Raw genomic sequence first — 25,449 nt, forward strand, 5'->3', positions numbered from 1 at the left:
ATAAACTCGGCCGGACCAACAGGGAGTGCGCGCGCGACAGATGTTGTATCTCTACCAATCCAACCGGCTCGAACGACTGGGCGAATTCTTCGCGCAACTGACGCGCGCGGTGCCCTTGGCCGACCCGTTCGAGCCCGAGACGGTGATCGTGCAAAGCCGCGGCATGGGCCGCTGGCTGACGCAGACGCTGGCGCGCGAGAACGGCGTCGCCGCGCATATCGACTTCGTGCTGCCGGCCGCTTACGCGTGGCGGCTGATGCGCGCGGTGCTGCCCGAGCTGCCGGCCAAGTCGCCGTTCTCGCCGGCGCCGATGCAGTGGCGGTTGATGGCGCTGTTCCCGACGCTCGAAGGCGACGAGTTCGCGCCGCTCTTGACCTATCTTGCCGGCGGCGAGCGCGCCGCCTTCGAGCTGGCGGGCAAGGTCGCCGACATCTTCGACCAGTACCTGGTGTTCCGCCCCGCCTGGCTCAAGAGCTGGGAGGCCGGCCAATTGCTCGGCCTGTCCGACGACGAGGTCTGGCAGGCGGCGCTGTGGCGCCGGCTCGCGGCCGAGACGCCGGGCGTCAACCGGATCGGCATGCTCGACGCGCTGTTCTCCGGCCTGAAAAAGGAACACCTGCCCGAGCGCGTCGTGCTGTTCGGCATCGCCAGCCTCGCGCCGATGTACCTCGCGCTGGTCAAAAGGTTGGCCGAGCTCACCGACGTGTGCTTCTTCGCGCTCAGCCCCTGCGCCGAGGCGTGGGGCGACATCGTCGACGCGCGCGGCCAACTGGCGCTGTTCGGCGACGAGCAGGATGCGAGCGCCGCCGGCCACCCGCTCTTGGCTTCGCTCGGCAAGCAGGGGCGCGACTTCTTCGACCTCCTGCTCGCCGAATGCGCGAACGAGCTGAGCGACGTGTTCGACGCGCCCGAAGGCGACACGCTGCTGGCGCGCCTGCAGCGCGACCTGTTGACGCTGACGCCGCCGGGCGAGGCGGTCGCGCCGCTGGCTCCGGCCGACCGCTCGGTCGAATTGCACGTCACCCACGGCCCGATGCGCGAGCTGGAGGTGCTCAAGGACCGGCTCTTGGCGATGTTCGAGGCCGACCCGACGCTGACGCCGGCCGACGTCGCCGTGCTGACCCCCGACATCAACGCCTACGCGCCGTATATCGACGCGGTGTTCGCGCGCCGCGACGACGCGCCGTCGCTGCCGTACACGCTGGCCGACCGCCAGCGGCTGCGCGAGCATCCGCTCGTCACGACGTTGGCCGAGCTGTTGACGCTGTTCGACTCGCGCTTCGAGGCCGAGGCGGTGCTCGCGCTGTTCGACTGCCCGGCGCTGATGCGCCGCTTCGCGCTCGCCGAGGGCGAGCTGCCGCTGATCCGCGACTGGGTGCGCCGCGCCGGCATCCGCTGGGGGCGCGACGCCGCGCACAAGGCCGCCTGCGGCGCGCCCGGGGCGCCGCGCTTCTCTTGGCGCTGGGGGCTGGACCGCTTGCTTTTGGGCAGCGTGCTGCCCGAGGGGCTGGCCGGCGTCGACACCGACCCGTGCTTTGCCGGCCTGTTGCCGGCCGCCGGCGCCGACGGCCAGCTGGCCGACGCGCTGTCGCGCTTCGTCGCCGCCGTCGAGGCGCTGCTGTCCTGGGCCGACGCCTGGCAGGCGCCGGCGGCGCCGGCCGACTGGGCCGCGCGCATGAACGCGCTGGCCGACGCGCTGTTCGAGGCCGGCGACGACGCCGAGGAGGCCGCGCTGCAGCTGTGGCGCGACGCGGCGGCCGAACTGGCCGAGGACGCCGCGCTGGCCGATTTCGCCGCGCCGGTCGGCCAGTCGGTGCTGCGCGACTGGCTGTCGCGCAGGTTGGCCGAGACCTCGAGCGGCGGCTTTCTGGCCGGCGCGATCACCTTCTGCGCGATGGTGCCGATGCGCAGCCTGCCGTTCCGCGTGATCTGCCTTGTCGGCATGAACGACGGCGCCTACCCGCGCGACGAGCGGCCGGTCAGCTTCGACCTGATCGCCCGCCACCCGGCGCGCGGCGACCGCTCGCGCCGTTTCGACGACCGCTACCTGTTCCTCGAGGCGCTCTTGTCGGCGCGCGACGTCCTGTACCTCTCCTACGTCGGCCGCAGCGCGCGCAGCAACGAGCCCCTGCCGCCGTCGCCGCTGCTGTCCGAGCTGTTCGACGCCTTCGACGCGATGACGGGCGGCGCGGCGCGCGCCGCGCTGAGCGTCGAACACCCGCTGCAGCCGTTCTCGCCCTTGTGCTACCCGGACGACGAGCGCGACGCGCGCGCGAGCTTCGAGCCGAGCTACGCGGCGGCGCTCGCGGCGGGCCCGCGCGAGGCGACGCCGTTCGCCGCGCCCTTGCCGATCGCGCGCCCGGCGCTGGTGCGGCTCGAGACGCTGGTGCGCTTCTGGCGCCACCCGGCGCGCTTCTGGCTGGCCGAGCGGCTCGGCATCCGCCCGGCGCGCCGCGACGAGGCGCTGCCCGAGTCCGAACCGTTCGGCCTGAGCCCGCGCGAACGCGAGGCGATGCGCGCGGCCTGGCTCGACGCCTACCTCACGCGCCGGCCGAACGCGCCGGTCGCCTCGCGGCTGGTCGGCGCCGGCCTGGTGCCCGACGGCGCGCTCGGCGATGCGTGGCTGCACCGCGAGCGCGACGACGGCCTCGCCTTCGCCGCGCGGCTGCCGGCGACGTTGGCCGAGCCGGAGTTGCCGCCCGAGCCGTTCGCGATCGACCTGGACGGACAGACGCTGTGCGGCGAGCTGTCCGGCCTGCGCGCGGCGGGCCGGATCGGCGTGCTCGCGCGCGCCAGCCACACCGCCGAGCGCATCGCCTGGTGGCTGGAGCACCTCGCGCTGTGCGCGGCGCGGCCCGTGGGCGTTACGCCGGTCAGCCGCTGGTACGCGGCCGACGCGCTGTACGACTTCGCGCCGATCCCGGCCGACACCGCGCGCGCGCATCTGGCCGCCTGGCTCGCCCACTTCAACCGCGGCCTCGTCGCGCCGCTGCCGTTCTTCCCGAGGACGAGCTGGGCCTTCGCCGAGGCGCGCGCGAAGAACCCGGACGACCTGGCCAAAGCCTTCGGCGCGGCGCGCGCCAAGTGGGCGCCGGCCTACGTCGCCGACGGCGGCCAGCCGCAAAGCGAGGAGGCCGAGGTCCGGCTCGCCTTCCGCGCGACCGACCCGCTGGCCGACCCCGACTTCGTGCAGCTGGCCGACGCGCTCCTGCTGCCCTTGCTGCAACACCTCGGAGGCGACGCATCGTGAGCGAACCCATCAAGCTCGACCCGCTCGCCTGCGCGCTCGACGGCGTGAACCTGATCGAGGCGAGCGCCGGCACCGGCAAGACCTGGACCATCGCGGCGCTGTATTTGCGGCTCCTGCTCGAAGCCGACGGCGAGACGCCGCCGCCGCGCGTCGACGAGATCCTCGTCGTCACCTACACCAAGGCCGCCACCGCTGAACTGCGCGCGCGCCTGCGCGACAGGTTGGCCGAGGCGCTCGCCGCCTTCGAGGCGGGCGAGTCCAAAGACGGCTTTCTCGCCGCGCTGCTGGCGCGCCACGCTGGCGAAGCGCGCGAGCGCGCGCGGCTCAGGATCGCGACCGCGCTGACCGGCTTCGACGCGGCGAGCGTCTACACCATCCACGGCTTCTGCCAGCGCGTGCTGACCGACGCGGCGTTCGAATCGGGCCAGCCGTTCTCGGCGGAGCTGGTCAGCGACGACGGCGAGCGGCTGGCGTCGCTCGCGGCCGATTTCTGGCGCCAGAAGCTCGTCGGCGACGCCGAGGTCGCGTCGCTGCTGGCCGAGGAGGGCGACACGCCCGAGGCGTGGTTGGCCGAGGTGCGCGCCTTCGTCGGCAAGCCCTATCTCGTGCCCGACGCGCCGCCCGACACGGCGCTGGCCGCCGCCCGCGCGGCGCGCGAGGCCGCGTGGCGGCGCGTCGCGGACCTCGATGACGAAACGGTCGAGGCGGGGCTGACCCTGTTGAAAACCAGCAAGGCGCTCAACCGTCACAGCTACACCGCCCGGGTGTGCGAGCGCGTCGCCCTCCTGTTGGCCGAGCTGATCGCGGCGGGCGTCTTGCCAGCGCTCACCGGCAAGACGCGCGACGACGTCGCGCGGCTGTCGCCCGAGGCGCTGGCCGACAAGACCGCCGCCGGGCAGACGCCGCCGGCGCACCCGCTGTTCGACGCGGTCGGCGACTGGATGGCCGCCGAGGACGCGTGGCGCGCGGCGGTCGACGCCAAGCGCGCGGCGCTCAAGCTTGCGATGATCGCGTGGCTCGACGCGGCGCTCGTCGCCGAGCGGCAGAAGGTGCGCGAGCGCAGCTTCGACGACCTGTTGACCGACCTCGCGGCCGCGCTCGACGACGAATCGCGCGGGCCCTTGCTGGCGGCGCACATGGCGCGCACCTGGCGCGTCGCACTGATCGACGAGTTCCAGGACACCGACCCGGTGCAGTACGCGATCTTCGAGAAGGGCTTCATCGACACCGGCCGCACCGTGTTCCTCGTCGGCGACCCGAAGCAGGCGATCTACAGCTTCCGCGGCGCCGACATCTTCGCCTACCTCGCGGCGCGTTCGCGCGCGAGCCGCCATTACACGCTGTCGACCAACTACCGCTCCGACGCCCGGCTGGTCGAGACCGTCAACCGCCTGTTCGCGCGCGCCGCGCCCTTCGTGCTGCCCGGCATCGACTACCGGCCGGTCGACGCGCGCGCCGGCGACACCGCCGGCCTCGCCGGCGACGACGGCGCGCCGTGGCGCTGGTTCGCGCTGCCGGCGCGCGAGGGCGGCAAGGCGCAGTCGAAGGAGAGCGCGCAGGAGCCGGCGGCCGCCTTGTGCGCCGACGAGATCGTGCGCCTCCTGAGCGCCGCGCGCGCCGGCGAGCTGTCGCTGAAGGAAAACGGCGCGCCGCTCGCCGGCGGCGACATCGCCGTGCTGGTCGCCACCCACCGCCAGGGCGACGCGATGCGCGACGCGCTCGCCAAGCGCGGCGTGCCGGCGGTGTCGCTGAGCCAGGAGAGCGTGTTCGCCAGCCGCGAGGCGCACGAGCTGGCCGCGCTGATGCGCGCCTGGGCCGAGCCGGGCCACGAGGGGCGGCTGAAGGAGGCGCTGGCGACCGAACTCGTCGGCCTCACCTCGGCCGACCTCGCGGCGCTGATCGACGATGAGTCGGCGTGGGAGGGGCGGCTGACCGCCTTCGCCGACGACCACGCGCTGTGGCGCGAGCGCGGTTTCATCGCGCTGTGGCGGCGCTTCCTCGCGCGCGAGGCGGTCGCCGAACGGCTGTTGCCGCTGCCCGACGGCGAGCGGCGGCTGACCAACCTCGCGCACCTGGCGGAACTGATCCAGCGCGAGAGCGACCGGCTGTCGGGCATCGCGCCCTTGATGGCGTGGTTCGAGGCGAGGTTGGCCGAGCCGCCGACCGGCGAGGAGGCGTTGATGCGGCTCGAGAGCGACGCCGAACTCGTCAAGATCGTCACCATCCACACCGCCAAGGGCCTGCAATACCCGGTGGTGTTCTGCCCCTTCCTGTGGGACGGGCAGCTGGAAAGAAAGGGCACCGCGTTCTGGCGCCACCAGACGGACGGCGTCGCGCGGCTGACGCCGGCGACGGGCCACCCGCAAAGCGGCGCGGCGCGCGAGGCGGCGCTGACCGAGACGCTGTCCGAGAAATTGCGCCTCCTGTACGTGGCGCTGACGCGCGCGCAGTACCGCCAGTACGTGGTGTGGGGGCCGGTGTCGGGCATGGAGACGGCGGCCTTGTCGTGGCTCCTGCACGCCGACGGCGCGACCGGCCTTGCCGACCTGCCCGAGGACGCGTTCAAGCCGGCGGCGGTGCAGCAGGCGCTGGCCGGGCATGTCGCGCGCGGCGCGCCCGACGAAGCCTTCGCCGCGCCGTCCGAGCTGCCGCTCAGGCTGCCGGCGCGCCTCGAGCGGCGCGAGCGGGTCGCGGCGCGACGCCTGACGCGCGCGGTCTACACGCCGTGGCGGGTGACGAGCTTCACCGCGCTCGCCCACGTCGCGGGCGAGGCGCCGCCGGCGCTCGCCGCCGAGCGGCCCGACCACGACGCGGCGCCCGTCGTCGTGCCCGTCGACGCCGATGGCGACGCGACCGAGCCGGCGCGCGACCGCTTCGCTTTCCCGCGCGGCGCGCGCGCCGGCGTCTGCCTGCACGGCGTGTTCGAGCGCATCGACTTCACCGCGCCGGCCGAGACCCACCGCGAAACGGTGCTGGCCGAGCTGGCGCGCGCCGGCTTCGCCGAACACTGGCAGGACGCCGCGCTCGACATGGTGACGCGCACGCTGGCCGCGCCGCTCGACCCGGGCGTCACGCTGGCCGGGGTGGCGGCGAAGAAGCGGCTGGTCGAGCTCGAGTTCACGCTGCCGATCGCCCGCCTGTCGCTGGCGAAGCTCAAGGCCATCCTCGCCGACCCGGACAACGGCCTCGCCGAACCCTTGCGGCGCGCGTCGGCCGCGCTCGACTTCGGCGCGGTGAGCGGCTACCTGAAGGGCTTCATCGACCTTGTCGTCGAGGCCGGCGGGCGCTTCTACCTGATCGACTACAAGTCCAACCACCTGGGCGCGCGCGACGAGGACTACGCACCGGCAAGGTTGGCCGAGGCGATCGCGCGCGAGCACTACTACCTGCAGTACCTGTTCTACTGCGTCGCGCTGACGCGCTACCTGGGCTCGCGCGGCATCGGCTTCGAGCAAAGCTTGCCCGAGGTGCGCTACCTGTTCCTGCGCGGCATGAACGGCGAGGGCGGCGGCGTGTGGCGGGACAAACCGTCGGCGCGGCTGGTGCGCGCGCTCGACGCCTGGCTCGCCGGCACGGCGTGAGCCCCTTTTTCTTCTTGAGGAGACAGCATGTTTGAATCGGCCGAGATCGGGCACGCGATCGACAAGGATACCTACCGCGAACAGGCGCCCAGGCTGCGCGAAGCCTTGCTCGACGCGCAGTACGAACTGAAGGAGCGCGGCGACTTCCCGCTCGTGATCCTGATCCACGGCTTCGACGGCGCCGGCCGCGGCGAGACGATGAACCTGATCAACGAGTGGCTCGACCCGCGCCTGGTGCGCACCGTCGCCTTCGACGCGCCGAACGACGAGGCGCGCGCGCGGCCGTGGATGTGGCGCTACTGGAAGGCGCTGCCGGGCAAGGGCCGCATCGGCATGTTCTTCGGTTCCTACTACTCGGACATCCTGTTCGACCGCGTCGAGCGCCGCATCGACCGCGACGCCGGCGACCGGCGCCTGTTCGACAGCCTGCGCTTCGAGCGCATGCTCGCCGCCGACGGCGCGATGGTGATCAAGTTCTGGTTCCACCTGTCGAAGGACGCGCAGAAGAAGCGCCTCAAGGAGCTGGAGAAGGACCCGCTGACCGCCTGGCGCGTGTCCGACGCCGACTGGGCCAACCACGCGCAGTACGACCGCATCCGCAAGGTCGCCGAGCACATGCTGCGGCTGACCAACACCTCGTTCTCGCCGTGGGTGGTGGTCGAGGGCGGCGACGCGAACTACCGCAACCTGACGGTCGCGCAGACCATCCTGACCGCGCTGCGCGACCGGCTCGCCGCCGAGGGCGCGCTGCTGCCGCGCGTTGACGTGCCGGCGCTGACGCCGCCGCTCGACGGCCGGTTGCTGCTCGACACGCTGACGCTAGACCAGAAGCTCGACAAGGACGTCTACCAGAAAAGGTTGGCCGAGCTGCAGGGCCGGCTCAGCCTCCTGACGCGCCACCCGAAGTTCGCCGGCCATTCGCTGGTGCTGGTGTTCGAGGGCAACGACGCGGCCGGCAAGGGCGGCACCATCCGCCGCATCACGCAGGCGCTCGACGCGCGCCGCTACCGCGTCGTGCCGGTCGCCGCGCCGACCGACGAGGAGGCCGCGCAGCCGTGGCTGTGGCGTTTCTGGCGCCACGTGCCGGGCCGTGGCGGCATCACGCTGTTCGACCGCAGCTGGTACGGCCGCGTGCTGGTCGAGCGCGTCGAGGGCTTCGCCGACGAGGGCGACTGGATGCGCGCCTATTACGAGATCAACGACTTCGAGCACCAGTTGGTCGAGGAGGGCGCGATCGTGCTGAAGTTCTGGCTGGCGATCGGCGAGGACGAGCAGCTCGAACGCTTCAAGGCGCGCGAGGCGACCGGCTTCAAGCGCTACAAGATCACCGACGAGGACTGGCGCAACCGCGCCAAGTGGCAGGACTACAAGCTCGCGGTGTGCGACATGATAGACCGCACCAGCACCGACAAGGCGCCGTGGCACCTGGTCGAGGCGAACAACAAGTACTTTGCCCGCATCAAAGTGCTTGAAACGCTATGCCATGCACTTGCCGAGCGGCTGGACGCCTGAGGCACCTTGGTTTGCCGGCAGTCCCTCTGTTACCTTCACGTCAAACAAAAAGGCGCGCACCGGGCGCGCCGCAGAGATGAAGTCGCAGAGGAGCATCGAGCATGAAGCGTTTTACCTGGGGAGTCGTCGCGGCGTGGGCCGGCGTCGCCGCCGCGGCGCCGGCGGCACCGGTCGAGGTCAGCGTCGGCCTGTTCGACGGACGCCTGCCGCCCTTCGTGATCGGCGACGGGCCGACGCGGCGCGGCGTCTACCCGGACCTGCTGGACGCGCTGTCGCGCCAGACCGGCTGGCGTTTCGTCGCCCGCTACTACCCGCGCCACCGGCTCGAGGCGCTGTCGCAGCAGGGCGTGCTCGACGCGCGCATGGGCGTCGCGCCGGCCTGGTTCCCGCCGGGCACGCTCGGCGTCTACAGCGCGCCGTTCGCCGAGTCGGTCGACCTGTTGTGCTTCCAGCCGGGCACCGGCCGCCCGGTCAGGCGCGCCGAAGACCTGGCGGGCCTTGCCGTCGGCGGCGTCGCCGGCTTCCGCTACCCCTTCCTCGAGGCGGCGTTCGCCGCCGGCACCGTGCGGCGCGACGACTCGGTCAGCGAGGCGGCGATGCTCGAGCGCTTCGCCGCGCGCCGCTTCCCGGTGATGATCGTCAAGCGCCAGGCGCTCAGGCGCTGGCGCGCCGAGTCGCCGGCCCACCGCTGCGACGTCGGCGCCGAGATCGGCCGCGAGCCGGTCACCTTCCGGCTGCACCCGAGCCGCGCCGAGCTCTTGCCCGAACTGAACCGCGCGATCCGCGCCCTACGCCAGGACGGAACCCTTGCCCGTATCTACGCCCGCTACCAGGCCGACTGAGCCGGCCGCCCCGCCCGACGCCCGCGTCGGCCAGCTTCTCGCGCTGTTCGAGCGCCTCGGCCCCGCGCCGTCCGGCGCCGTCGGCGGCGCGCTCGCGCGCCAGCTCGCGCGACTGGTCGCCGCCAACGGCGCCGGCCACGTCTGCGTCGGCCTGTCCGGCGCCGACGCACGCCTCGTCGCCGCCCACCCGGCGGTCGGACCGGCCGGCGGCTACGCACCGCTGATCCTCGACGCGCGGCGCCGGCTCTACTTCGCGCGCCACTGGCACGACGAGGCGCGGCTCGCCGACACGCTCGCGCGCCTGGCCGCCGAGCCGCTGGCGGCCGACGCCGCCGCCGCGCGCGCGGCGCTGGACGCGCTGTTCGGCGAGCACAGCGGCGCGTCGCGCCAGCGCCTGGCCGCCGCGCTCGCGCTGCGCCAGCGCTTCTTGCTGATCGCCGGCGGTCCGGGTACCGGCAAGACGACGACGGTGGTCAGGCTGCTGGCGCTGATCGCGCAGGCGAGCGCGCGCGCGCCGGTGATCGCGATGGCGGCGCCGACCGGCAAGGCGGCGGCGCGGCTGTCCGAGTCGGTGCGCGCGGCGCGCGACGCGCTGCCGGTATCCGACGCGGTCAGGGCCTTGCTGCCCGAGTGCGCGCAGACGCTGCACCGGCTCCTGGGGCTCGCGCCGGGCGCGGCGCGGCCGCGCCACCACAGGGGCGCGCCCTTGCCGCTCGACGTGCTGGTGATCGACGAGGGCTCGATGGTCGACCTGGCGATGATGGCGCGCGTCGCCGACGCGCTGCCGGCGAGCGCGCGGCTGATCGTGCTCGGCGACCCCGACCAGCTCGCGTCGGTCGAGGCCGGCAGCGTGCTGGCCGACCTCGCGCGCGGCGAGGCGTGGCGGCCCGGCACCGCCGCCTGGTTGGCCGAGGCCGGCTGCGCGGTGCCGCCGGCCGACGGCGGCGCGCTGTTGCCCGACTGCGTGGTCAGGCTGACCGAGAGCCACCGCTTCGGCGCGACGAGCGCGATCGGCCGGCTGGCGCGCGCGGTCAACGCCGGCGACGCGGCGGCGGCCGTGCGCCTGCTCGACCACGAGGGTGGGGACGACGCCGGCTGGCTCGCGTCGCCGGACGGCCTGGTCGACGCGCTGTTCGCCGCGCGCGCCGACTATTTCGCGCTGGCGCGCGCGGGCGCGTCGGCCGACGCGCTGTTCGCCGCCTTCGCGCGCCACATGCTGCTGTGCACCGAGCGCCGCCAGGTCGGCGCGCTCAACGCGGGGCTCGAGGCGCGGCTCGAGGCGGCCGGCTTCAAGGCGCCGGGCGCCGACTGGTACCCGGGGCGCGCGGTGATGATAGGCGTCAACGACTACGCGGTCGGCCTGTTCAACGGCGACGTCGGCCTGTGCGTCGAGACCGCGGCGGGGCGGCGCGTGCTGTTCCCCGAGGCGGGCGGCGGTTTCCGCGCGCTCGCGCCCGGCCGCCTGCCCGCGCACGAGACGGTGTTCGCGATGACGGTGCACAAGAGCCAGGGCTCGGAGTTCGACGAGGTCTGGCTCGCGCTCGGCGACGGGGCGGGGGCGTCGCGCGCGCTCGTCTACACCGCGATCACCCGCGCGCGCCGGCGCTTCGCGCTGGCCGCCGACCCGGCGCGGCTGGCGGCGGCGCTGGCGAACGCGGCGCCGCGCGACAGCGGGCTCGCCGACCGGCTCCGCCGGGCTTGCTAATGGCATTATTTTCTTGCCGCATGGCGGAAAAAAACGCGTAAGATGGCGAGTTTTCCGGAATAAGCCATGGAGCTACCACCATGCTTGTGGAAGAGATCCTGTCTCTGCTCGGTCGGGCCACCCGCTACGACCGAGGTGCTTTTACCCCGTTGATCGTCGCCGGCCAGAAGCTGGGCTGCGTCAACGCCGTCTGGAGCGGTCGCCTGCTCGCCTTCGAAGCCGCGCTGTTCGAGGCGCGCGACGGCGCGATCGTCTGTCGCCTGCCGGCCGACCCGGGCCGGCTCACCGCCGAGCTGAACGCCGCCGCGCGCCGCTGGCAGGACGCCGGCTGGCTCAACGGCTGGCGCGACGAGCGCTTCACCGCCTTCGGGCGCGACGGCGTGCCGCTGTTCGAGCTCGAGCGCGCCGCCTTCCGACCGCTGGGCCTGAGCAGCCGCGCCGTTCACCTGAACGGCCTGTGCCGGCTGGCCGACGGCGAGGTCAGGATGTGGGTCGGGCGGCGCAGCCCGGACAAGGCGGTCGATCCGAACCGCATGGACAACCTGGTCGGCGGCGGCGTCGCCGCCGGCGAGAACCTGCGCGACGCGCTGCTGCGCGAAGGCTGGGAGGAGGCCGGCGTCGGCGCCGACAGGCTCGAGGCGCTGGTGCCGGCGGCGCTGCTGTTGGCCGAGCGCCCGGTGCAGCGCGGCCTGCACCGCGAATGGCTGTACGGCTACGACCTGTGGCTGCCCGACGGCGTCGCGCCGGTCAACCAGGACGGCGAGGTCGCCGAATACCGCCTGCTGCCGCTGGACGAGGTCGAGCGGCTGCTGGCCGCCGAGCGTTTCATGCTCGACGCCGCGCTCGTCGCCTGCGACTGTCTGGCGCGCCTGGGCTACTGGGGCGAGCACAACGCGCGCGTCGAAGCCGCGCTCGCTGCGGTGCGTCATCCGGTGGATGCCGACGCCCACGCGCTCTGAACGCAATGTCATGCTGAGGCTTGACCCAGGTCAAGGCGCCCAGGCCGCCAGCGGCTAGACTGGCGATGTCGATCTTGCGCACCGGACGGCTTCCCCGGTGCGCTGCCCGGCAACGCAACCAGGTAACATCATTGCTCTTCATCCCTTTGGGCAGGCTGCCCCCGCAGCCTGCCTTTTTTATTCGCCGCGCTGAAGGTCAAACGGAGGTTTGCCTGCGCGAACGCGCGCCGCGGTCAAACGCCAGCCTGCGGGCTTGGACGTTGGCCGAGCCTGCGCGGCCGTCGTGCGACGCCTTGTTTTCCGTTTTGCGCCTCGTTCGCGATGCGCGTGTTTCGCCGCAAGCGGATCTCGCCGCAGTGCGGCGGCGCGGGCGTCAAGGGGGGGCGGGGCGAGGGGGAGGCTCAGCCGATGTGTTTCCGTTTGTGTCCGCGGCCGATGCCGCGGCGTGGCCGGTCTGGAGGCGTTCGACGGCGAAGAGGGCGGGAAAGGCGCCGAGGCGTTGCCGGCCGGACCGGGTGCGGCGGCGGAAAAACGGAAAGGGCTTGCGACGAGGCGTCGCAAGCCCTTGAATCGATTGGCGCATCCGACAGGGATCGAACCTGTGACCTTCAGCTTCGGAAACTGACACTCTATCCAACTGAGCTACGGATGCGCGGCGTAATGCTGTGCATCATACGCCAATTCGCATGACCGCGTCCAGCGTGCGGCTTTTGCCTTGCCTGCCCCGATTCCGTATAATTTGCGGCATTTTGAATAAGTTCACGGTTCCATTTTCAGGCGAGGCTCTCAGATGAGTAAGGAAAACCAGGCGGCAGGCGCGCCCTTGAAGGCGGTGGTCGGCATCATTGTGTTTCTGGCGGTGGCCGTCTACCTGTTGGCCAAGCTGGCGACCAGCGGTTTCCAGGTGGATGCACAGGTGATGACGAAGGAGGCGGTGGCCGCTCGTCTGAAGCCGGTCGGCAGCTCGCTGGCCAGCGACGCGCCGCCGGGGCAGCGTACCGGCGAGCAGGTCTACAAGGCGGTGTGCATGTCCTGTCACGCCGACGGCCTGGCGGGCTCGCCGAAGTTCGGCGACGCCGGCGCCTGGGGCGCGCGCATCGGCAAGGGCTTCGAGACGCTGTCGACCCACGCGCTGCAGGGCTTCAACGCGATGCCGGCCAAGGGCGGCTCGCCCGATCTGTCGGACGACGAAGTCAAGCGCGCGGTCGCCTACATGGCCAACGCGGCGGGTGCCAAGTTTACCGAGCCGGCGGTCGGCGGCGCCGAGGGCGGTGCGGCCGCGGCGGCCGACCCGGACGTCGTCGGCAAGAAGATCTACGACAGCATCTGCGTGGCCTGCCACGCCTCCGGCGCCGCCGGTGCGCCGAAGTTCGGCGACAAGGCCGCCTGGGCGCCGCGCTTGAAGGACGGCGTCGACGCGGCTTACGAGATCGCCAAGAAGGGTCTCAACGCGATGCCGCCCAAGGGCGGCTTCAGCGGCAGCGACGAGGAATTCAAAGCGGCCGTCGTCTATCTGACCAACTCGGCCAAGTAAGCCGCGCGGTTCCAATCAAAAAGCGCCTCCTTCGCGAGGCGCTTTTTTCATGCCCGCCGCGCCGGCGACGCTCGGCCAACGTTGGCCGAGCCCGGTCTCAGCCGTTGTCGCCCTTGCCCTTCATCGCGTCGAGCGACGACAACAGCGACGAGAGCTTGGCGCGCCCCTCGGTTTTCGAGACCAGCGGCTCGGCGCCGGGGCGGCCGAACAGCTTGACGTCGTTGGCGTCGATTTCGGCGATGAAGCGCGACGGGTCGACGAACTGCCATTCGCCGGCGCGCTTGCGCTTCACGCAGTGGGTCAGCGTCAGCGTGCGCTGCGCGCGCGTGATGCCGACGTACATCAGCCGCCGTTCTTCCTCGACCATGTCGTTGTCGACCGATTCGCTGTGCGGCAGGATGCCTTCCTCGCAGCCGATCAGGAACACGTGCGGGTATTCGAGACCCTTGGACGCGTGCAGCGTCGACATCTTGACCGCGTCGACCTCGCCCTCGTCGCGGCCCTCGAGCATGGTGATCAGCGCGATCAGCTGCGTCAGCTCGACGAGGTTCTTGCCGTCGGCCTCGCCCTTCTTCGCCAGCCAGTCGACCAGCTCGAGCACGTTCTTCCACTTGCTCTCGGCGATGCGCGGGCTGTCCTCGCTATCCAACAGCCAGGTCTCGTAGCCGATGTGCTGCAAGAGTTCCGTCACCAGCTCGCCGGCCGGCTCGCGGTAGGCGCGCGTCTCGAGGTTGTCGATCAGCGCACAGAAGTCGGCGAGCGCCTCGTACTGCGCCGCCTGCACCTGGCCGCGAAAACCCTCCTCGCTCGCCGCCGCGTACAGGCTCTTCTGGCGTTGTCCGGCGTAGGCGCCGAGCTTTTCGAGCGTGACGTTGCCGACGCCGCGCTTGGGCGTGGTCAGCGCGCGGATGAAGGCGGGGTCGTCGTTCGGGTTGGCGATCAGCCGCAGGTAGGACAGCACGTCCTTGATCTCGGCCTTGTCGAAGAAGCTCTGGCCGCCCGACATCAGGTAGGGGATCTTGGCGTTCCTGAGCGCCTGCTCGAAGATGCGCGCCTGGTGGTTGCCGCGGTAGAGGATCGCGTAGTCGGCGAAGCGGGTGCGGTGCTCGAACTTGTGCGCGAGCAGGCGCTGCACGACCACCTCGGCCTCGTGTTCCTCGTCCTTGCACTGCACGACGTGGATCGGCTCGCCCAGCCCCAGCTCGCTCCATAGCTGCTTCTCGAACAGCTTGGGGTTGTTCGAGATCACCGAGTTGGCGGCGCGCAGGATGCGCGCGGTCGAGCGGTAGTTCTGCTCGAGCTTGATGATCTTGAGCCGCGGGAAATCCTGCTGCAACAGGCGCAGGTTTTCCATGTTGGCGCCGCGCCAGGCGTAGATCGACTGGTCGTCGTCGCCGACCGCGGTGAACATGCCGCGCACGCCGGTGAGCAGTTTCACCATCTGGTACTGGCAGGTGTTGGTGTCCTGGTACTCGTCGATCAACAGGTAGCGCAGCTTGTTCTGCCACTTGTCGAGCACCTCGGGCAGGGTCTGGAACAGTTGCACCGGCAGCCGGATCAAATCGTCGAAGTCGACCGCCTGGTAGGCGAGCAGGGTGTCCTGGTAGGACAGATACACGCGCGCGCAGACCGTCTCGAAGGCGTTGGCCGATTCGGTCAGGCAGGACTCGGGCGCCCTGAGGTCGTTCTTCCACAGCGAGATCTGGTTCTGCACCTTGCGGATCTCGTCCTTGCTGGTGGTGTTCAACAGGTCGGCGACGATCTTGCCGGCGTCGTAGGCATCGAGGATCGAGAACTGCATCTTGTAGCCCAGGTGCGGCGCCTCCTGGCGCAGGATCTGCATGCCCAGCGAGTGGAAGGTCGACACCGTCAGGCCCTTCAGTTCCGAGCCGGGCAACAGCTTGCCGACGCGCTCCATCATCTCGCGCGCGGCCTTGTTGGTGAAGGTGATCGCGGCGATGTTGCGCGCGTTCATGCCGCCCTCGCGGATCAGGTAGGCGATCTTCTGCGTGATCACGCGCGTCTTGCCGCTGCCGGCGCCGGCCAGCACCAGCAGGGGGCCGTCGAGGTGCTGGATGGCGGCGCGCTGCGGGGGATTCAGTTGCGGCAGGGACATGGCGGGTCTCGTTTCGGTGATGCGTCAAGGCGGGCGGCCATTTTACACCCGCCGGCGCGTCCGCCGGACGCGCGCGAGCGGGACGGCATGCGGCTCGGGTATCATGGCGCACGCAAAGGCGACGCCCCGCGCTTTGCCCCATCAAGGATCACTGCACTATGGCCACTTACGCGATCGGCGACATCCAGGGCTGCTTCGGCCCCTTCCAGCAACTGCTGCGCGAAATCGACTTCCAGCCGGGGCGCGACACGCTGTGGCTGACCGGCGACCTCGTCAACCGCGGCCCCGCCTCGCTCGAGGTGCTGCGCTGGGTGTTCCGCCACCAGGACTGCGTCGAGATGGTGCTCGGCAACCACGACCTGCACCTGTTGGCGGTCGCCGAGGGCTTCGGCAAGGTCCACGCCGACGACACCTTGCTCGACATCCTCAACGCCGCCGACGGCAAGCTTCTGCTCGACTGGCTGCGCTGCCAGCCGCTGATGATCGCCACCGAGGGCGCGGCGATGGTGCACGCCGGGCTGTTGCCCGACTGGAGCATAGGCAAGGCGATGCGGCTGGCGGCCGAGGTCGAGGCCGAGCTGTCCGGCCCGCACCACCGCGCCTTCCTGTCGCGCCTCTACGGCAACAAGCCGGTGCGCTGGAGCGAGGACCTGAAAGGCATGGACAGGCTGCGGCTCATCGTCAACGCGATGACGCGCATGCGCATGGTCACGCGCGACGGCGAGATCGACCTGGCGTTCAAGGGGGAGAGGGAAGACGCGCCGCCGAATCTGGTGCCGTGGTTCGAGGCGGCCCACCGCAAGAGCGAGGGCACGCCCATCGTCTGCGGTCACTGGTCGGCGCTGGGGCTGATGCTGAGCGACGACGTGTGGGCGATCGACACCGGTTGCCTGTGGGGCGGCAGCCTTACCGCGCTTAGGCTGGAAGACCGGCAGCCGTTTTCGCTGCCGTGTCTTGCGGAGCGGGCGATCGCGTGAGCGTCGCCTCGATCTGTTCGCGCGCCGCCTCGCACAGCGTGAAGCGGCTGTCGAACGCGCCGGCGGCCAGCGGCGCGCCGAACGAGAGCTCGACCGTCATCGACCGTTGGCCGAGGATGCGGCACAGGCTCTGCCAGAAGCTGGTGTCGCCGACGTAGGCCGGCGCGGTGGTCGGCGCGCCGTCGGCGCCGAGGTAGCGCAGCGTCACCGGCTGCACCGTCGCGCGCGACAGCATCGCCGACTCGAACAGCGAGGCCTTGAACGGCAGCAGGCCTGAGCCGTCCGAGGTGGTCGCCTCGGGGAACACCGCCATGCAGCCGCCGTTCTCGAGCGCGCGCGCCAGCTGCTGGTTGACGCGGCTGGCGTCGCGGCGGTTGCTGCGGTCGATGAACAGCGTGCCGGCGCTTTTCACCAGCCAGCCGGCCACCGGCCACTTGAGGATCTCGCGCTTGGCGACGAAGCGCGACACGGTGACGCTGTTGAGCGCGAAGATGTCCAGCCACGACACGTGGTTGGCGACCAGCAGCGTATTGGGCGGGAACACGCCGGGCGCGACGCCGCGCACGTGCAGCTGGACGCCGAGAATGCGCAGCAGGCCGCGGCTCCAGCGCTGGTTGACCACCGCGCGTTCGGCGTGCGCCATGTGGCGGAAGCGCCCGGCGACGATGACGAGTCCGCGCGCGAGGTGGACGGCGAGGCGCCCGAGACGGGCGGCGCGGGTGGCGACGGAGGTACGGGGCAGGGCAGGGCTCATGCTCGGATCGGCGTCGGAATACGGAGCCGGCACTCTAGCACGGCTGGCATTGCGGACAATAGCAGGAGCTGCGCTGCCCCTGACGGAGTTCGGCGATCGGCGCGCCGCAGCGCCGGCACGCCTCGCCGGCGCGTCCGTACACGTAGTAGCTCTGCTGGAAGTAGCCGGGCTGGCCGCGCGCGTCGACGAAGTCGCGGAGCGTGCTGCCGCCGGCCTCGATCGCGCGCGCGAGCACCGCCTTTACCGTCTCGGCCAACCTTTGGCAGTCCTCGCGCGTCAGCCGTCCGGCCGGGCGCGCCGGGTGGATGCCGGCGTGGAACAGCGCCTCGTTCGCGTAGATGTTGCCGACGCCGACCACCAGCGCGTTGTCCATCAGCGCCTGCTTGATCGCGACGCGCTTGTCGCGCGTCACCCGGTACAGATGGTCGCCGTCGAAGGCGTCCGACAGCGGCTCGGGGCCGAGCCTGGCGAGCAGCGGATGGTGCTCGGGCGCGCCCGGGTGCCACAGCCAGGCGCCGAAGCGGCGCGGGTCGCGGTAGCGCAACAGCGTCGGCGCCGCATTCGGCGGCGCGAGCAGCACGTCGACATGGTCGTGCTTGTCCGGCGGCGTGCCCGGCGGCACGAAGCGCAGGCTGCCCGACATGCCCAGGTGCACGATCAGCGTGCCGTGCGCGAAGCCGATCAGCAGGTATTTGGCGCGCCGCGTCACCGTCGCGACGGTCGCGCCCGCGAGCGCGGCGGACAGGTCCGGTACCGGCCAGCGCAGCGCCGCGCAGCGCACGGTGACCGCGTCGACGCGCGCGCCGATGAGCGTCGGCGCGACGCCGCGTTTGGTGGTTTCGACTTCGGGCAGTTCGGGCATGACGTGCGCGACCTCTTCGACCGCATGAATGGAATCGGCGTGATATTCTAGGGTCTATTCGTGCAGCACAACACGCGCCAGGCCCAAGGCTTCGACCATGATCCGTCCGTTCCGCCCCCTTTTCCTGCTTCCCGTCGTCCTCCTGGCCGCCTGCGCCCAGCTGTCGGGACCCGCGCGCCCCGAGGTGGCGCCCGCGCCCGAAGCGCGGCTCGACGCCGCCGACGAGGCCCGGCGCGAGCGCGAGGCCGAGGAGGCGCGGCTGCCGAAGCTCGAGCTGACGCCGCCCATCGTCTACGGCGTGCTCGCCAGCGAGATCGGCGCGCAGCGCGGCCAGGTCGGCAACGCGGCGGCCACCTACCTGGACCTGGCGCGCACGACGGCCGACCCGCGCCTGGCGCGCCGCGCCGCCGAGATGGCGCTGTTCGCCGGTCAGGTCGGCGTCGCCTCCGACGCGCTTGCGCTGTGGATCCGGCTCGACCCCGAGTCGCACGCCGCGCGCGAGCAGCTCTTCGTCGTGCTCCTGCGCGCCGGCAAGTTGGCCGAGGGCCGCCCGCTGATCGAGGAGGTGCTCGAGCGCGACCCGGCGCGCGCGCCGGCGGTATTCGTACAACTGGCGCGGCTGGCGACCCGCCAGGCCGACAAGCCCGGCACCTTCGCGCTGGTGCGCGCGCTGTCCGACCGCTTCCCCGCGTTGCCCGAGGCGCGCTTCGCGCTCTTGTCGGTCGCCGCCGAGGTCGACGACCAGGGCACCGTCGCCGCCGAGTTCGACAAGCTCGCGAAAATCGCGCCCAAGTGGGACCTGCCGGTCGCCTGGCAGACCGACCGCCTGCGCCGCACCGACATGGACGCCGCGCTCGCCTTCCTCAAGCGCGAGCTGGCGCGTCGCCCGGACGCCGGCGTCGAGCTGAAAATGGCCTACCCGCGCCTCCTGGTGTCGGCCAAGCGCTACGACGAGGCGCGCGAGGCCTTCGACGCGCTCTTGGCGCGCCATCCCGACGACCCCGAACTGCTGTACGCGAGCGGCCTGATGGCCTACCAGCTCAAGGACGCCGCCGCCGCCGAGAAACGCCTCGCCGAGGCGCTCAAGCGCGGCCACGCCGAGGCCGACTTCCTGCGCCTGACGCTCGGCCAACTGGCCGAGCAGCGCGGCGACGCGGTGCTGGCCCAGGGCTACTACGAGTCGGTCGTCAGCGGCCAGAACAAGCTGCAGGCGCAGGTCCGGCTCGCCGCGCTCGAGGCCGAGGCCGGCCGGCTCGAGCCGGCGCTGGCGCGGCTCGAGGCGGTCGACGCCGCGAGCAACGACAAGATCGCGCTCGCGCAGAGCGCCTCGCAGCTGGCGCGCCAGTACAAGCGCCACGACCTCGCGCAGGGCGTGCTCGACCGCGCGCTCGCCGCCTACCCGAACACCCCCGAGCTGCTGTACGAGCGCGCGCTGGTCTTCGAGCTGCGCGGCGACTACGCGTGCGCCGAGCGCGACCTGCGCGCCTTCCTGGTCGAGAAGCCGGGCGACGCGGTCGGCGAGAACGCGCTCGGCTACCTCTTGGCCAACCGCACGCAGCGCTTCAAGGAGGCGCAGGCGCTGATCGCGCGCGCGCTCAAGGCCGACCCGGACAACCCGACCATCCTCGACAGCATGGGCTGGGTGCTCTACCGGCGCGGCCAGCCGCGGGCGGCGCTACCCTTCCTCGAGCGCGCCTGGGCCGGCATGAAGGACGCCGAGATCGCCGCCCACCTCGGCGAGGTGCTGTGGCAGCTCGGTCGCGTCGACGACGCGCGCGCGCTGTGGGACGCCGGCCGGGAGGTCGACGCCGAGCACCCGGTGCTGCTGGACACCCTGAAACGATTCGCACGCTGACCCTATGCCGATCACCGCCTTTCGTCGCCTAGCCGCCTGCGCCGCCGCCCTGTTGCTGGCGGCCTGCGCGACGCCCGAACGCCCCTTCGTGCCCGGCCCCGCGTCGGTGCAGCTGAGCCCGGTCGACGCGCCGTTCTCGGCGGCCGGCCGCATCGCGGTCAACGCCGACGGGCGCGGCCACTACGGCAATTTCGAGTGGCGGCACGCGCCCGACCGCGACGAGCTGTCCATCCTGTCGCCGGTCGGCAGCACCGTCGCGCGGCTGACGCGCGACGGGGACGGCGTCGCGCTCGAGGCCGACGGCAAGACCCACCGCGCACCCGACGTCGAGACGCTGACCGAGGAGACGCTCGGCTATCCGCTGCCGCTGGAAAACCTCGTCTGGTGGATACGCGGCCTGCCGGCGCCCGATGAGCCGGCCGAGCGCGTCGACGGCGGCATCGCGCAGCAGGGCTGGCGCATCCGCTTCGTCGCCGACGAGGGCGGCTCGCCGGTGCCGCGCCGCGTCGAGATGGTGCGCGACGGCCTGTCGATCAGGCTCGTCACCCATCGCTGGCAATAACCCCGCGGCCGGGCAGGGCTCGGCCAACCTTTTCCCCGGCGCGCGCCGGGTCCGGACCATGACGTACGATTTCCAAGCCTTTCCCGCCCCGGCCAAGCTGAACCTGATGCTCAAGGTGGTCGGCCGCCGCCCCGACGGCTACCACCTGCTCGAAACCGTGTTCCGCTTCATCGATTTTTGCGACACGGTCGAGATCGCCGTCACCGACGACGGCGTCGTCGAACTCGTCAACCCGATCCCCGGCGTCGCGCCCGAGAGCGACCTGACGGTGCGCGCGGCGCGCGCGCTGCAGGCGGCCAGCGGCAGCAAGCAGGGTGCGCGCATCCGGCTCGCCAAGCGCATCCCGATGGGCGGCGGCCTCGGCGGCGGCAGCTCAGACGCGGCGACGGTGCTGTTGGCGCTCAACCGCCTGTGGGGCACGCGGTTCTCGCGCGAACGCCTGATGGAACTGGGGCTCGCGCTCGGCGCCGACGTGCCGGTTTTCGTGTTCGGCCGCAACGCGTTCGCGACCGGCGTCGGCGAGGAATTGACCGCGCTTGAGCTGCCCGAGGCGTGGTACGTGGTGATCCATCCGGGGGTGCACGTGCCGACCGCGAAAATTTTTTCGTCGCCCCTGTTGACACGCGATAGCAAGCCCAGCATAATGCGAACCCTCGAAACAACGCAGCAACGACGAAACGACCTGCAAGCGGCAGTTTCGGCGGAGTTCAAAGAAGTTGACAGCGCGATACGGGATCTAGCAAAATACGGCCCTGCGCTGATGACAGGCTCCGGAAGTTGTGTGTTTCTCGAGTGCGAGTCGCAAGACCAGGCAAATACAGTATTCAGGGCCGTGTCGGAAAAATACGACGGGTTTGTGGCAAAGGGGCTGGCAAGCCACCCGATGTTCGACAAGGCCTGACAAGGTTTACTGGGGAGTCGCCAAGTGGTAAGGCACCGGATTTTGATTCCGGCATTCGTAGGTTCGATCCCTACCTCCCCAGCCAATAATTCAAGAAAGCGTGTAAGCTCACCCCTTACACGCTTTTTTTCATTGTTTTCTTCCAAGGCAATCGTTATGGCGGCTTACGACAGCTTGATGGTCTTCACCGGGACGGCCAACCCCGACCTCGCACAAAACGTGGTCAAACACCTCGATATTTCGCTGGGGCGCGCCGACGTCGGCCGCTTCTCCGACGGCGAGGTGGCGGTGGAGCTCCTGGAGAACGTGCGCGGTCGCGACGTGTTCATCCTGCAGTCGACCTGTAACCCGACCAACGACAACCTGATGGAAATCCTGACCATGGCCGACGCGCTCAAGCGCGCCTCGGCCGGCCGGATCACCGCCGCGATTCCCTACTTCGGCTACGCCCGCCAGGACCGCCGCCCGCGTTCGGCGCGCGTGCCGATCTCGGCCAAGCTGGTGGCCAATATGCTGGCGACCGCCGGCATCGACCGCGTGCTGACCGTCGACCTGCACGCCGACCAGATCCAGGGCTTCTTCGACATCCCGGTCGACAACGTCTACGCGACGCCGGTGCTGCTGAAGGACATCGTCGCGCAGCGCTTCGAAGACCTGATCGTGGTCAGCCCGGACGTCGGCGGCGTGGTGCGCGCGCGCGCCACCGCCAAGGCGCTGAACACCGACCTGGCGATCATCGACAAGCGCCGTCCGAAGGCCAACGTCGCCGAGGTGATGAACATCATCGGCGACGTGTCGGGCCGTACCTGCCTGATCGTCGACGACATGATCGACACCGCCAACACGCTGTGCAAGGCCGCTTCCGCGCTGAAAGAGCGCGGCGCCGAGCGCGTGTACGCCTACGCCACCCACGCGGTGTTCTCGGGCCAGGCGGTCGACCGCATCAACAATTCCGACATCGACCAAGTCGTTGTGACCGACACCATCCCGCTGTCGGCGCAGGCCAAGGCCAGCAGCCGCATCCGCCAGGTGTCGATCGGCGGCCTGATCGCCGAGACGCTGCGTCGCATCAACAACGAAGAGTCGGTGTCCTACCTCTTCAACGAGGAACTGGTTTCGGCGGGCTCCGTCCTGCCGTAAACGGTACGGCCGCTGGTCGCGGCGGCCGTGCTGTCCTTAATCTACTGGAGCAAAACATGTCCTACGAACTGATCGCCGCCAAGCGCGTTGAACAAGGTACGGGTGCGAGCCGCCGCCTGCGCCGCGCTGGCAAGCTGCCGGCCGTCGTCTACGGTGCCGGCAAAGACGCCGAAGCCGTGGTGCTCGAGCACAACCCGGTGTTCTACGCGCTCAAAGACGAAGCGTTCCACACCTCGGTGCTGGAGCTGGTCGTCGACGGCGACAAGCAACAGGTGCTGGTGCGTGACTACCAGATGCACCCGTTCAAGCAGCAAGTGCTGCACATCGACTTCCAGCGCGTGAACGCGAACGAGAAGATCCACGTGCGCGTGCCGCTGCACTTCGTCGGCGCCGAGGTGTCGCCCGCCGTCAAGCTGCACGGCGGCAAGGTGGCCTACATCGCCAACAGCGTCGACGTCAGCGCGCTGCCTGGTCAACTGCCGAAGTTCATCGAAGTCGACCTGTCGAACGCCGTCGGCGGCCAGAACGTCCGCGCGTCCGATCTGAAGCTGCCGGAAGGCGTCGAGCTGGTGGCCCTGGGCCGTGGCGACAACGCCACCCTGGTGACGATCTCGGGCAAGGCGCCGGAAGCCGCCGCCGAGTAATCCCCGGCCATTGCGAGACCGGCCCGCTGCGAACCTTCCGGCTCGCGGCGGGCTTTTTCATTGCAAAAAGGAACAGGCATGAGCGAGATCCGTCTGGTGGTCGGGCTCGGGAACCCGGGGCCGGAGTACGAGAAGACCCGTCACAACGCCGGCTTCTGGCTGGTCGACGAGCTGGCCTGGCAACTGAAAGCCAGCTTCGCGCCCGAGGCGAAGTTCTTCGGCGAGGTCGCGCGCGCGCGCCACCCGGCCGGCGGCGAGTTGTGGCTGTTGAAGCCCGCCACCTACATGAACCTGTCCGGCCAGTCGGTCGGCGCGCTGGCGCGCTTTTACAAGATCGCGCCGGAGCAGACGCTGGTCGTGCACGACGAGCTCGACCTCGCGCCGGGCGTCGCGCGCTTCAAGCAGGGCGGCGGCCACGGCGGCCACAACGGCCTCAAGGACATCGTCGCCAAGTGCGGCGGGCCGAATTTCTGGCGTCTGCGCCTCGGCATCGGCCACCCGGGCGACCGCAACGAGGTCGCCAACTTCGTGCTCAAGAAGGCGCGCGGCGAGGAGCAGGCGCTGATCGACGACGCGATCGCCGCGTCGCTCCAGGTGATGCCCGCCGCGCTGGCCGGAGACTTTCCTGCCGCGATGAAGGCGCTGCACACCGCGCGCTAGGGCTCGGCCGACGTGTCGGCTAAGTCGTGCTAAAATAACGCTTTTTTCGTGCGCCGCCCGTTCCGGGGCGGCTCGTCAAAGGAAGACCATGAGCCTCAAATGCGGCATCGTCGGCCTGCCGAACGTCGGCAAGTCGACCCTGTTCAACGCGTTGACCCGCGCCGGCATCGAAGCCGCCAACTATCCGTTCTGCACCATCGAGCCCAACGTCGGCATCGTCGAGGTGCCGGACCCGCGCCTCGCGCAGTTGGCCGAGCTGATCAAGCCGCAGAAGGTGCAGCCGGCCATCGTCGAGTTCGTCGACATCGCCGGCCTGGTGGCGGGCGCCTCCAAGGGCGAGGGCCTTGGCAACCAGTTCCTCGCCAACATCCGCGAGACCGACGCCATCGTCAACGTCGTGCGCTGCTTCGACGACGACAACGTCGTGCACGTCGCAGGCCGCGTCGACCCGGTCGCCGACATCGAAACCATCGGCACCGAACTGGCGCTCGCCGACCTCGCCACCGTCGAGAAGGCGATCGCCCGCGACGGCAAGAAGGCCAAGTCGGGCGACAAGGAGGCGATCCGCCTCGTCGCCGTGCTCGAGAAGGTGCGCGCCCACCTCGACCAGGGCCTGCCGGCGCGTTCGCTTGGCCTCGACGCCGACGAAGTCGCGCTGCTGAAACCGTTCTGTCTGCTGACGATCAAGCCGGCGATGTACGTCGCCAACGTCGCCGAGGACGGCTTCGACAACAACCCGCACCTCGACCGCCTCAAGGCGCTGGCCGACAAGGAAGGCGCACCGGTCGTCGCGCTGTGCGCGGCGATCGAATCGGAGATCGTCGAGCTCGACGACGCCGACAAGGCCGAGTTCCTCGCCGAGATGGGCCTTGAGGAGCCGGGCCTGAACCGCCTGATCCGCGCCGCCTACAAGCTCCTCGGCCTGCAGACCTACTTCACCGCCGGCGTGAAGGAAGTGCGCGCCTGGACCATCCACGTCGGCGACACCGCGCCGCAGGCGGCCGGCGTGATCCACACCGACTTCGAACGCGGCTTTATTCGCGCCCAGACCATCGCCTTCGACGACTTCATCGCCTGCGGCGGCGAGGCCAAGGCGAAGGAAGCCGGCAAGATGCGTGCGGAAGGCAAGGAATACGTCGTGCAGGATGGCGACGTAATGAACTTCCTGTTCAACGTCTGAGTCGCCAAGCCGTTTTCCTGATGTTTCATGAAACACCAGGAAAGCATGAAAACCTCAATAAAACCGCGCAGTTGCGCGGTTTTATTGTTTCATAGCGCTGCTTCAAGTTTCCCGAGCAGTCAATGCATGCCTGAGTACGCTAGCGAGTACAGCTCTTGGAGTATGTGCGAATAAGTGAGTATAGTGCCGCTGTCGCCATGACAAGGAGTCAGCCACATGCTTACCGACACGCACTGCCGCAACGCCAAGCCCAGGGAAAAGCTCTACCGCTTGAATGACCAGCGCGGGCTCTACCTCGAAGTCAAGCCCAACGGAGTCAAGGCTTGGCGATACCGCTTCACACTGAATGGCAAGGCCAGCATGTTTGCGCTTGGCGAATACCCTGCTGGCCTTGCCATTCAGTGTGAAGCGGTAT

At 70.5% G+C, this 25,449-nt stretch carries 19 protein-coding genes and 2 tRNA genes; 17 read left to right on the top strand and 4 right to left on the bottom strand.

The annotated features are described in order from the left end of the window. The first annotated feature begins 40 nt into the window (after positions 1 to 40). The 6 genes from recC to EV683_RS10640 all read left to right on the top strand — a co-directional run bounded on the left by recC (position 41) and on the right by EV683_RS10640 (position 11,849). Positions 41 to 3,250 carry an exodeoxyribonuclease V subunit gamma gene (gene recC, locus EV683_RS10615; RefSeq protein WP_131862768.1) on the top strand — a complete coding sequence of 1,070 codons (3,210 nt, stop codon included), beginning with the start codon at positions 41 to 43 and terminating at the stop codon, positions 3,248 to 3,250. Next, on the top strand, positions 3,247 to 6,831 hold the full coding sequence (gene recB / locus EV683_RS10620; RefSeq protein WP_243694750.1) for an exodeoxyribonuclease V subunit beta: 3,585 nt from the start codon (positions 3,247 to 3,249) through the stop codon (positions 6,829 to 6,831). The genes recC and recB overlap by 4 nt, the downstream gene beginning before the upstream one ends. 27 nt (positions 6,832 to 6,858) lie before the next feature. Next, the gene (pap, locus tag EV683_RS10625) at positions 6,859 to 8,343 is read left to right on the top strand and encodes a polyphosphate:AMP phosphotransferase (RefSeq protein WP_131862769.1); all 1,485 of its coding nucleotides are present in this window, start codon (positions 6,859 to 6,861) and stop codon (positions 8,341 to 8,343) included. A gap of 101 nt (positions 8,344 to 8,444) precedes the next feature. Continuing rightward, on the top strand, positions 8,445 to 9,185 hold the full coding sequence (locus EV683_RS10630; protein WP_131862770.1) for a substrate-binding periplasmic protein: 741 nt from the start codon (positions 8,445 to 8,447) through the stop codon (positions 9,183 to 9,185). After that, on the top strand, positions 9,151 to 10,890 hold the full coding sequence (gene recD, locus EV683_RS10635; RefSeq protein ID WP_131862771.1) for an exodeoxyribonuclease V subunit alpha: 1,740 nt from the start codon (positions 9,151 to 9,153) through the stop codon (positions 10,888 to 10,890). The genes EV683_RS10630 and recD overlap by 35 nt, the downstream gene beginning before the upstream one ends. An 80-nt stretch (positions 10,891 to 10,970) precedes the next feature. Continuing rightward, the gene (locus EV683_RS10640) at positions 10,971 to 11,849 is read left to right on the top strand and encodes an NUDIX hydrolase (protein WP_131862772.1); all 879 of its coding nucleotides are present in this window, start codon (positions 10,971 to 10,973) and stop codon (positions 11,847 to 11,849) included. A gap of 575 nt (positions 11,850 to 12,424) precedes the next feature. Here the strand turns inward: EV683_RS10640 and EV683_RS10645 are convergent. Further along, positions 12,425 to 12,501: transfer RNA gene (locus tag EV683_RS10645), tRNA-Arg, on the bottom strand. A gap of 138 nt (positions 12,502 to 12,639) precedes the next feature. On the opposite strand from EV683_RS10645, the gene EV683_RS10650 reads away from it, so the two are divergent. Further along, positions 12,640 to 13,383, top strand: coding sequence for a c-type cytochrome (locus EV683_RS10650; RefSeq protein WP_066610717.1), 744 nt, complete (start codon positions 12,640 to 12,642; stop codon positions 13,381 to 13,383). A gap of 97 nt (positions 13,384 to 13,480) precedes the next feature. Here the strand turns inward: EV683_RS10650 and EV683_RS10655 are convergent, their stop codons facing one another. Beyond that, positions 13,481 to 15,499: a UvrD-helicase domain-containing protein gene (locus EV683_RS10655; RefSeq protein WP_131862773.1), complete on the bottom strand. Its 2,019-nt coding sequence runs from the start codon at positions 15,497 to 15,499 to the stop codon at positions 13,481 to 13,483. A 158-nt stretch (positions 15,500 to 15,657) separates the two neighbouring features. On the opposite strand from EV683_RS10655, the gene EV683_RS10660 reads away from it, so the two are divergent. Next, complete coding sequence (locus EV683_RS10660) at positions 15,658 to 16,476, top strand: symmetrical bis(5'-nucleosyl)-tetraphosphatase (protein ID WP_131862774.1); 819 nt, start codon at positions 15,658 to 15,660, stop codon at positions 16,474 to 16,476. Here EV683_RS10660 and EV683_RS10665 read toward each other — a convergent pair. Both EV683_RS10665 and mutM read right to left on the bottom strand, forming a co-directional pair. Further along, the gene (locus EV683_RS10665; protein WP_066611013.1) at positions 16,415 to 17,230 is read right to left on the bottom strand and encodes a lysophospholipid acyltransferase family protein; all 816 of its coding nucleotides are present in this window, start codon (positions 17,228 to 17,230) and stop codon (positions 16,415 to 16,417) included. The genes EV683_RS10660 and EV683_RS10665 overlap by 62 nt on opposite strands. A 34-nt stretch (positions 17,231 to 17,264) precedes the next feature. Then, positions 17,265 to 18,092 carry a bifunctional DNA-formamidopyrimidine glycosylase/DNA-(apurinic or apyrimidinic site) lyase gene (gene mutM / locus EV683_RS10670; protein WP_066610713.1) on the bottom strand — a complete coding sequence of 276 codons (828 nt, stop codon included), beginning with the start codon at positions 18,090 to 18,092 and terminating at the stop codon, positions 17,265 to 17,267. Between the two features lie 97 nt (positions 18,093 to 18,189). Between mutM and EV683_RS10675 the strand changes: the two genes are divergently transcribed. The 9 genes from EV683_RS10675 to EV683_RS10715 form a co-directional block, all read left to right on the top strand. Next, positions 18,190 to 19,947, top strand: a complete 1,758-nt coding sequence (locus EV683_RS10675) for a tetratricopeptide repeat protein (RefSeq protein WP_131862775.1) — start codon at positions 18,190 to 18,192, stop codon at positions 19,945 to 19,947. A 4-nt stretch (positions 19,948 to 19,951) separates the two neighbouring features. Then, a complete protein-coding gene (gene lolB / locus EV683_RS10680) occupies positions 19,952 to 20,509 on the top strand; it encodes a lipoprotein insertase outer membrane protein LolB (RefSeq protein ID WP_066610708.1) in 558 nt (185 codons plus the stop codon). A gap of 58 nt (positions 20,510 to 20,567) precedes the next feature. Further along, complete coding sequence (gene ispE, locus EV683_RS10685; RefSeq protein ID WP_066610706.1) at positions 20,568 to 21,410, top strand: 4-(cytidine 5'-diphospho)-2-C-methyl-D-erythritol kinase; 843 nt, start codon at positions 20,568 to 20,570, stop codon at positions 21,408 to 21,410. 10 nt (positions 21,411 to 21,420) lie between these two features. Beyond that, positions 21,421 to 21,495: transfer RNA gene (locus EV683_RS10690), tRNA-Gln, on the top strand. A gap of 71 nt (positions 21,496 to 21,566) precedes the next feature. Further along, on the top strand, positions 21,567 to 22,550 hold the full coding sequence (locus EV683_RS10695) for a ribose-phosphate pyrophosphokinase (protein ID WP_066610705.1): 984 nt from the start codon (positions 21,567 to 21,569) through the stop codon (positions 22,548 to 22,550). Between the two features lie 56 nt (positions 22,551 to 22,606). Then, positions 22,607 to 23,194: a 50S ribosomal protein L25/general stress protein Ctc gene (locus EV683_RS10700; RefSeq protein ID WP_066610704.1), complete on the top strand. Its 588-nt coding sequence runs from the start codon at positions 22,607 to 22,609 to the stop codon at positions 23,192 to 23,194. A gap of 78 nt (positions 23,195 to 23,272) precedes the next feature. Continuing rightward, a complete protein-coding gene (gene pth / locus EV683_RS10705; RefSeq protein ID WP_066610702.1) occupies positions 23,273 to 23,854 on the top strand; it encodes an aminoacyl-tRNA hydrolase in 582 nt (193 codons plus the stop codon). Between the two features lie 88 nt (positions 23,855 to 23,942). Beyond that, on the top strand, positions 23,943 to 25,034 hold the full coding sequence (ychF, locus tag EV683_RS10710) for a redox-regulated ATPase YchF (RefSeq protein ID WP_131862776.1): 1,092 nt from the start codon (positions 23,943 to 23,945) through the stop codon (positions 25,032 to 25,034). A 216-nt stretch (positions 25,035 to 25,250) separates the two neighbouring features. Next, a partial coding sequence (locus tag EV683_RS10715; protein WP_131862777.1) for an Arm DNA-binding domain-containing protein occupies positions 25,251 to 25,449 on the top strand: 199 nt, incomplete at its 3' end.

This window comes from Crenobacter luteus, assembly GCF_004345725.1.
In the GTDB taxonomy this organism is placed as follows: Bacteria; Pseudomonadota; Gammaproteobacteria; order Burkholderiales; family Chromobacteriaceae; genus Crenobacter; species Crenobacter luteus.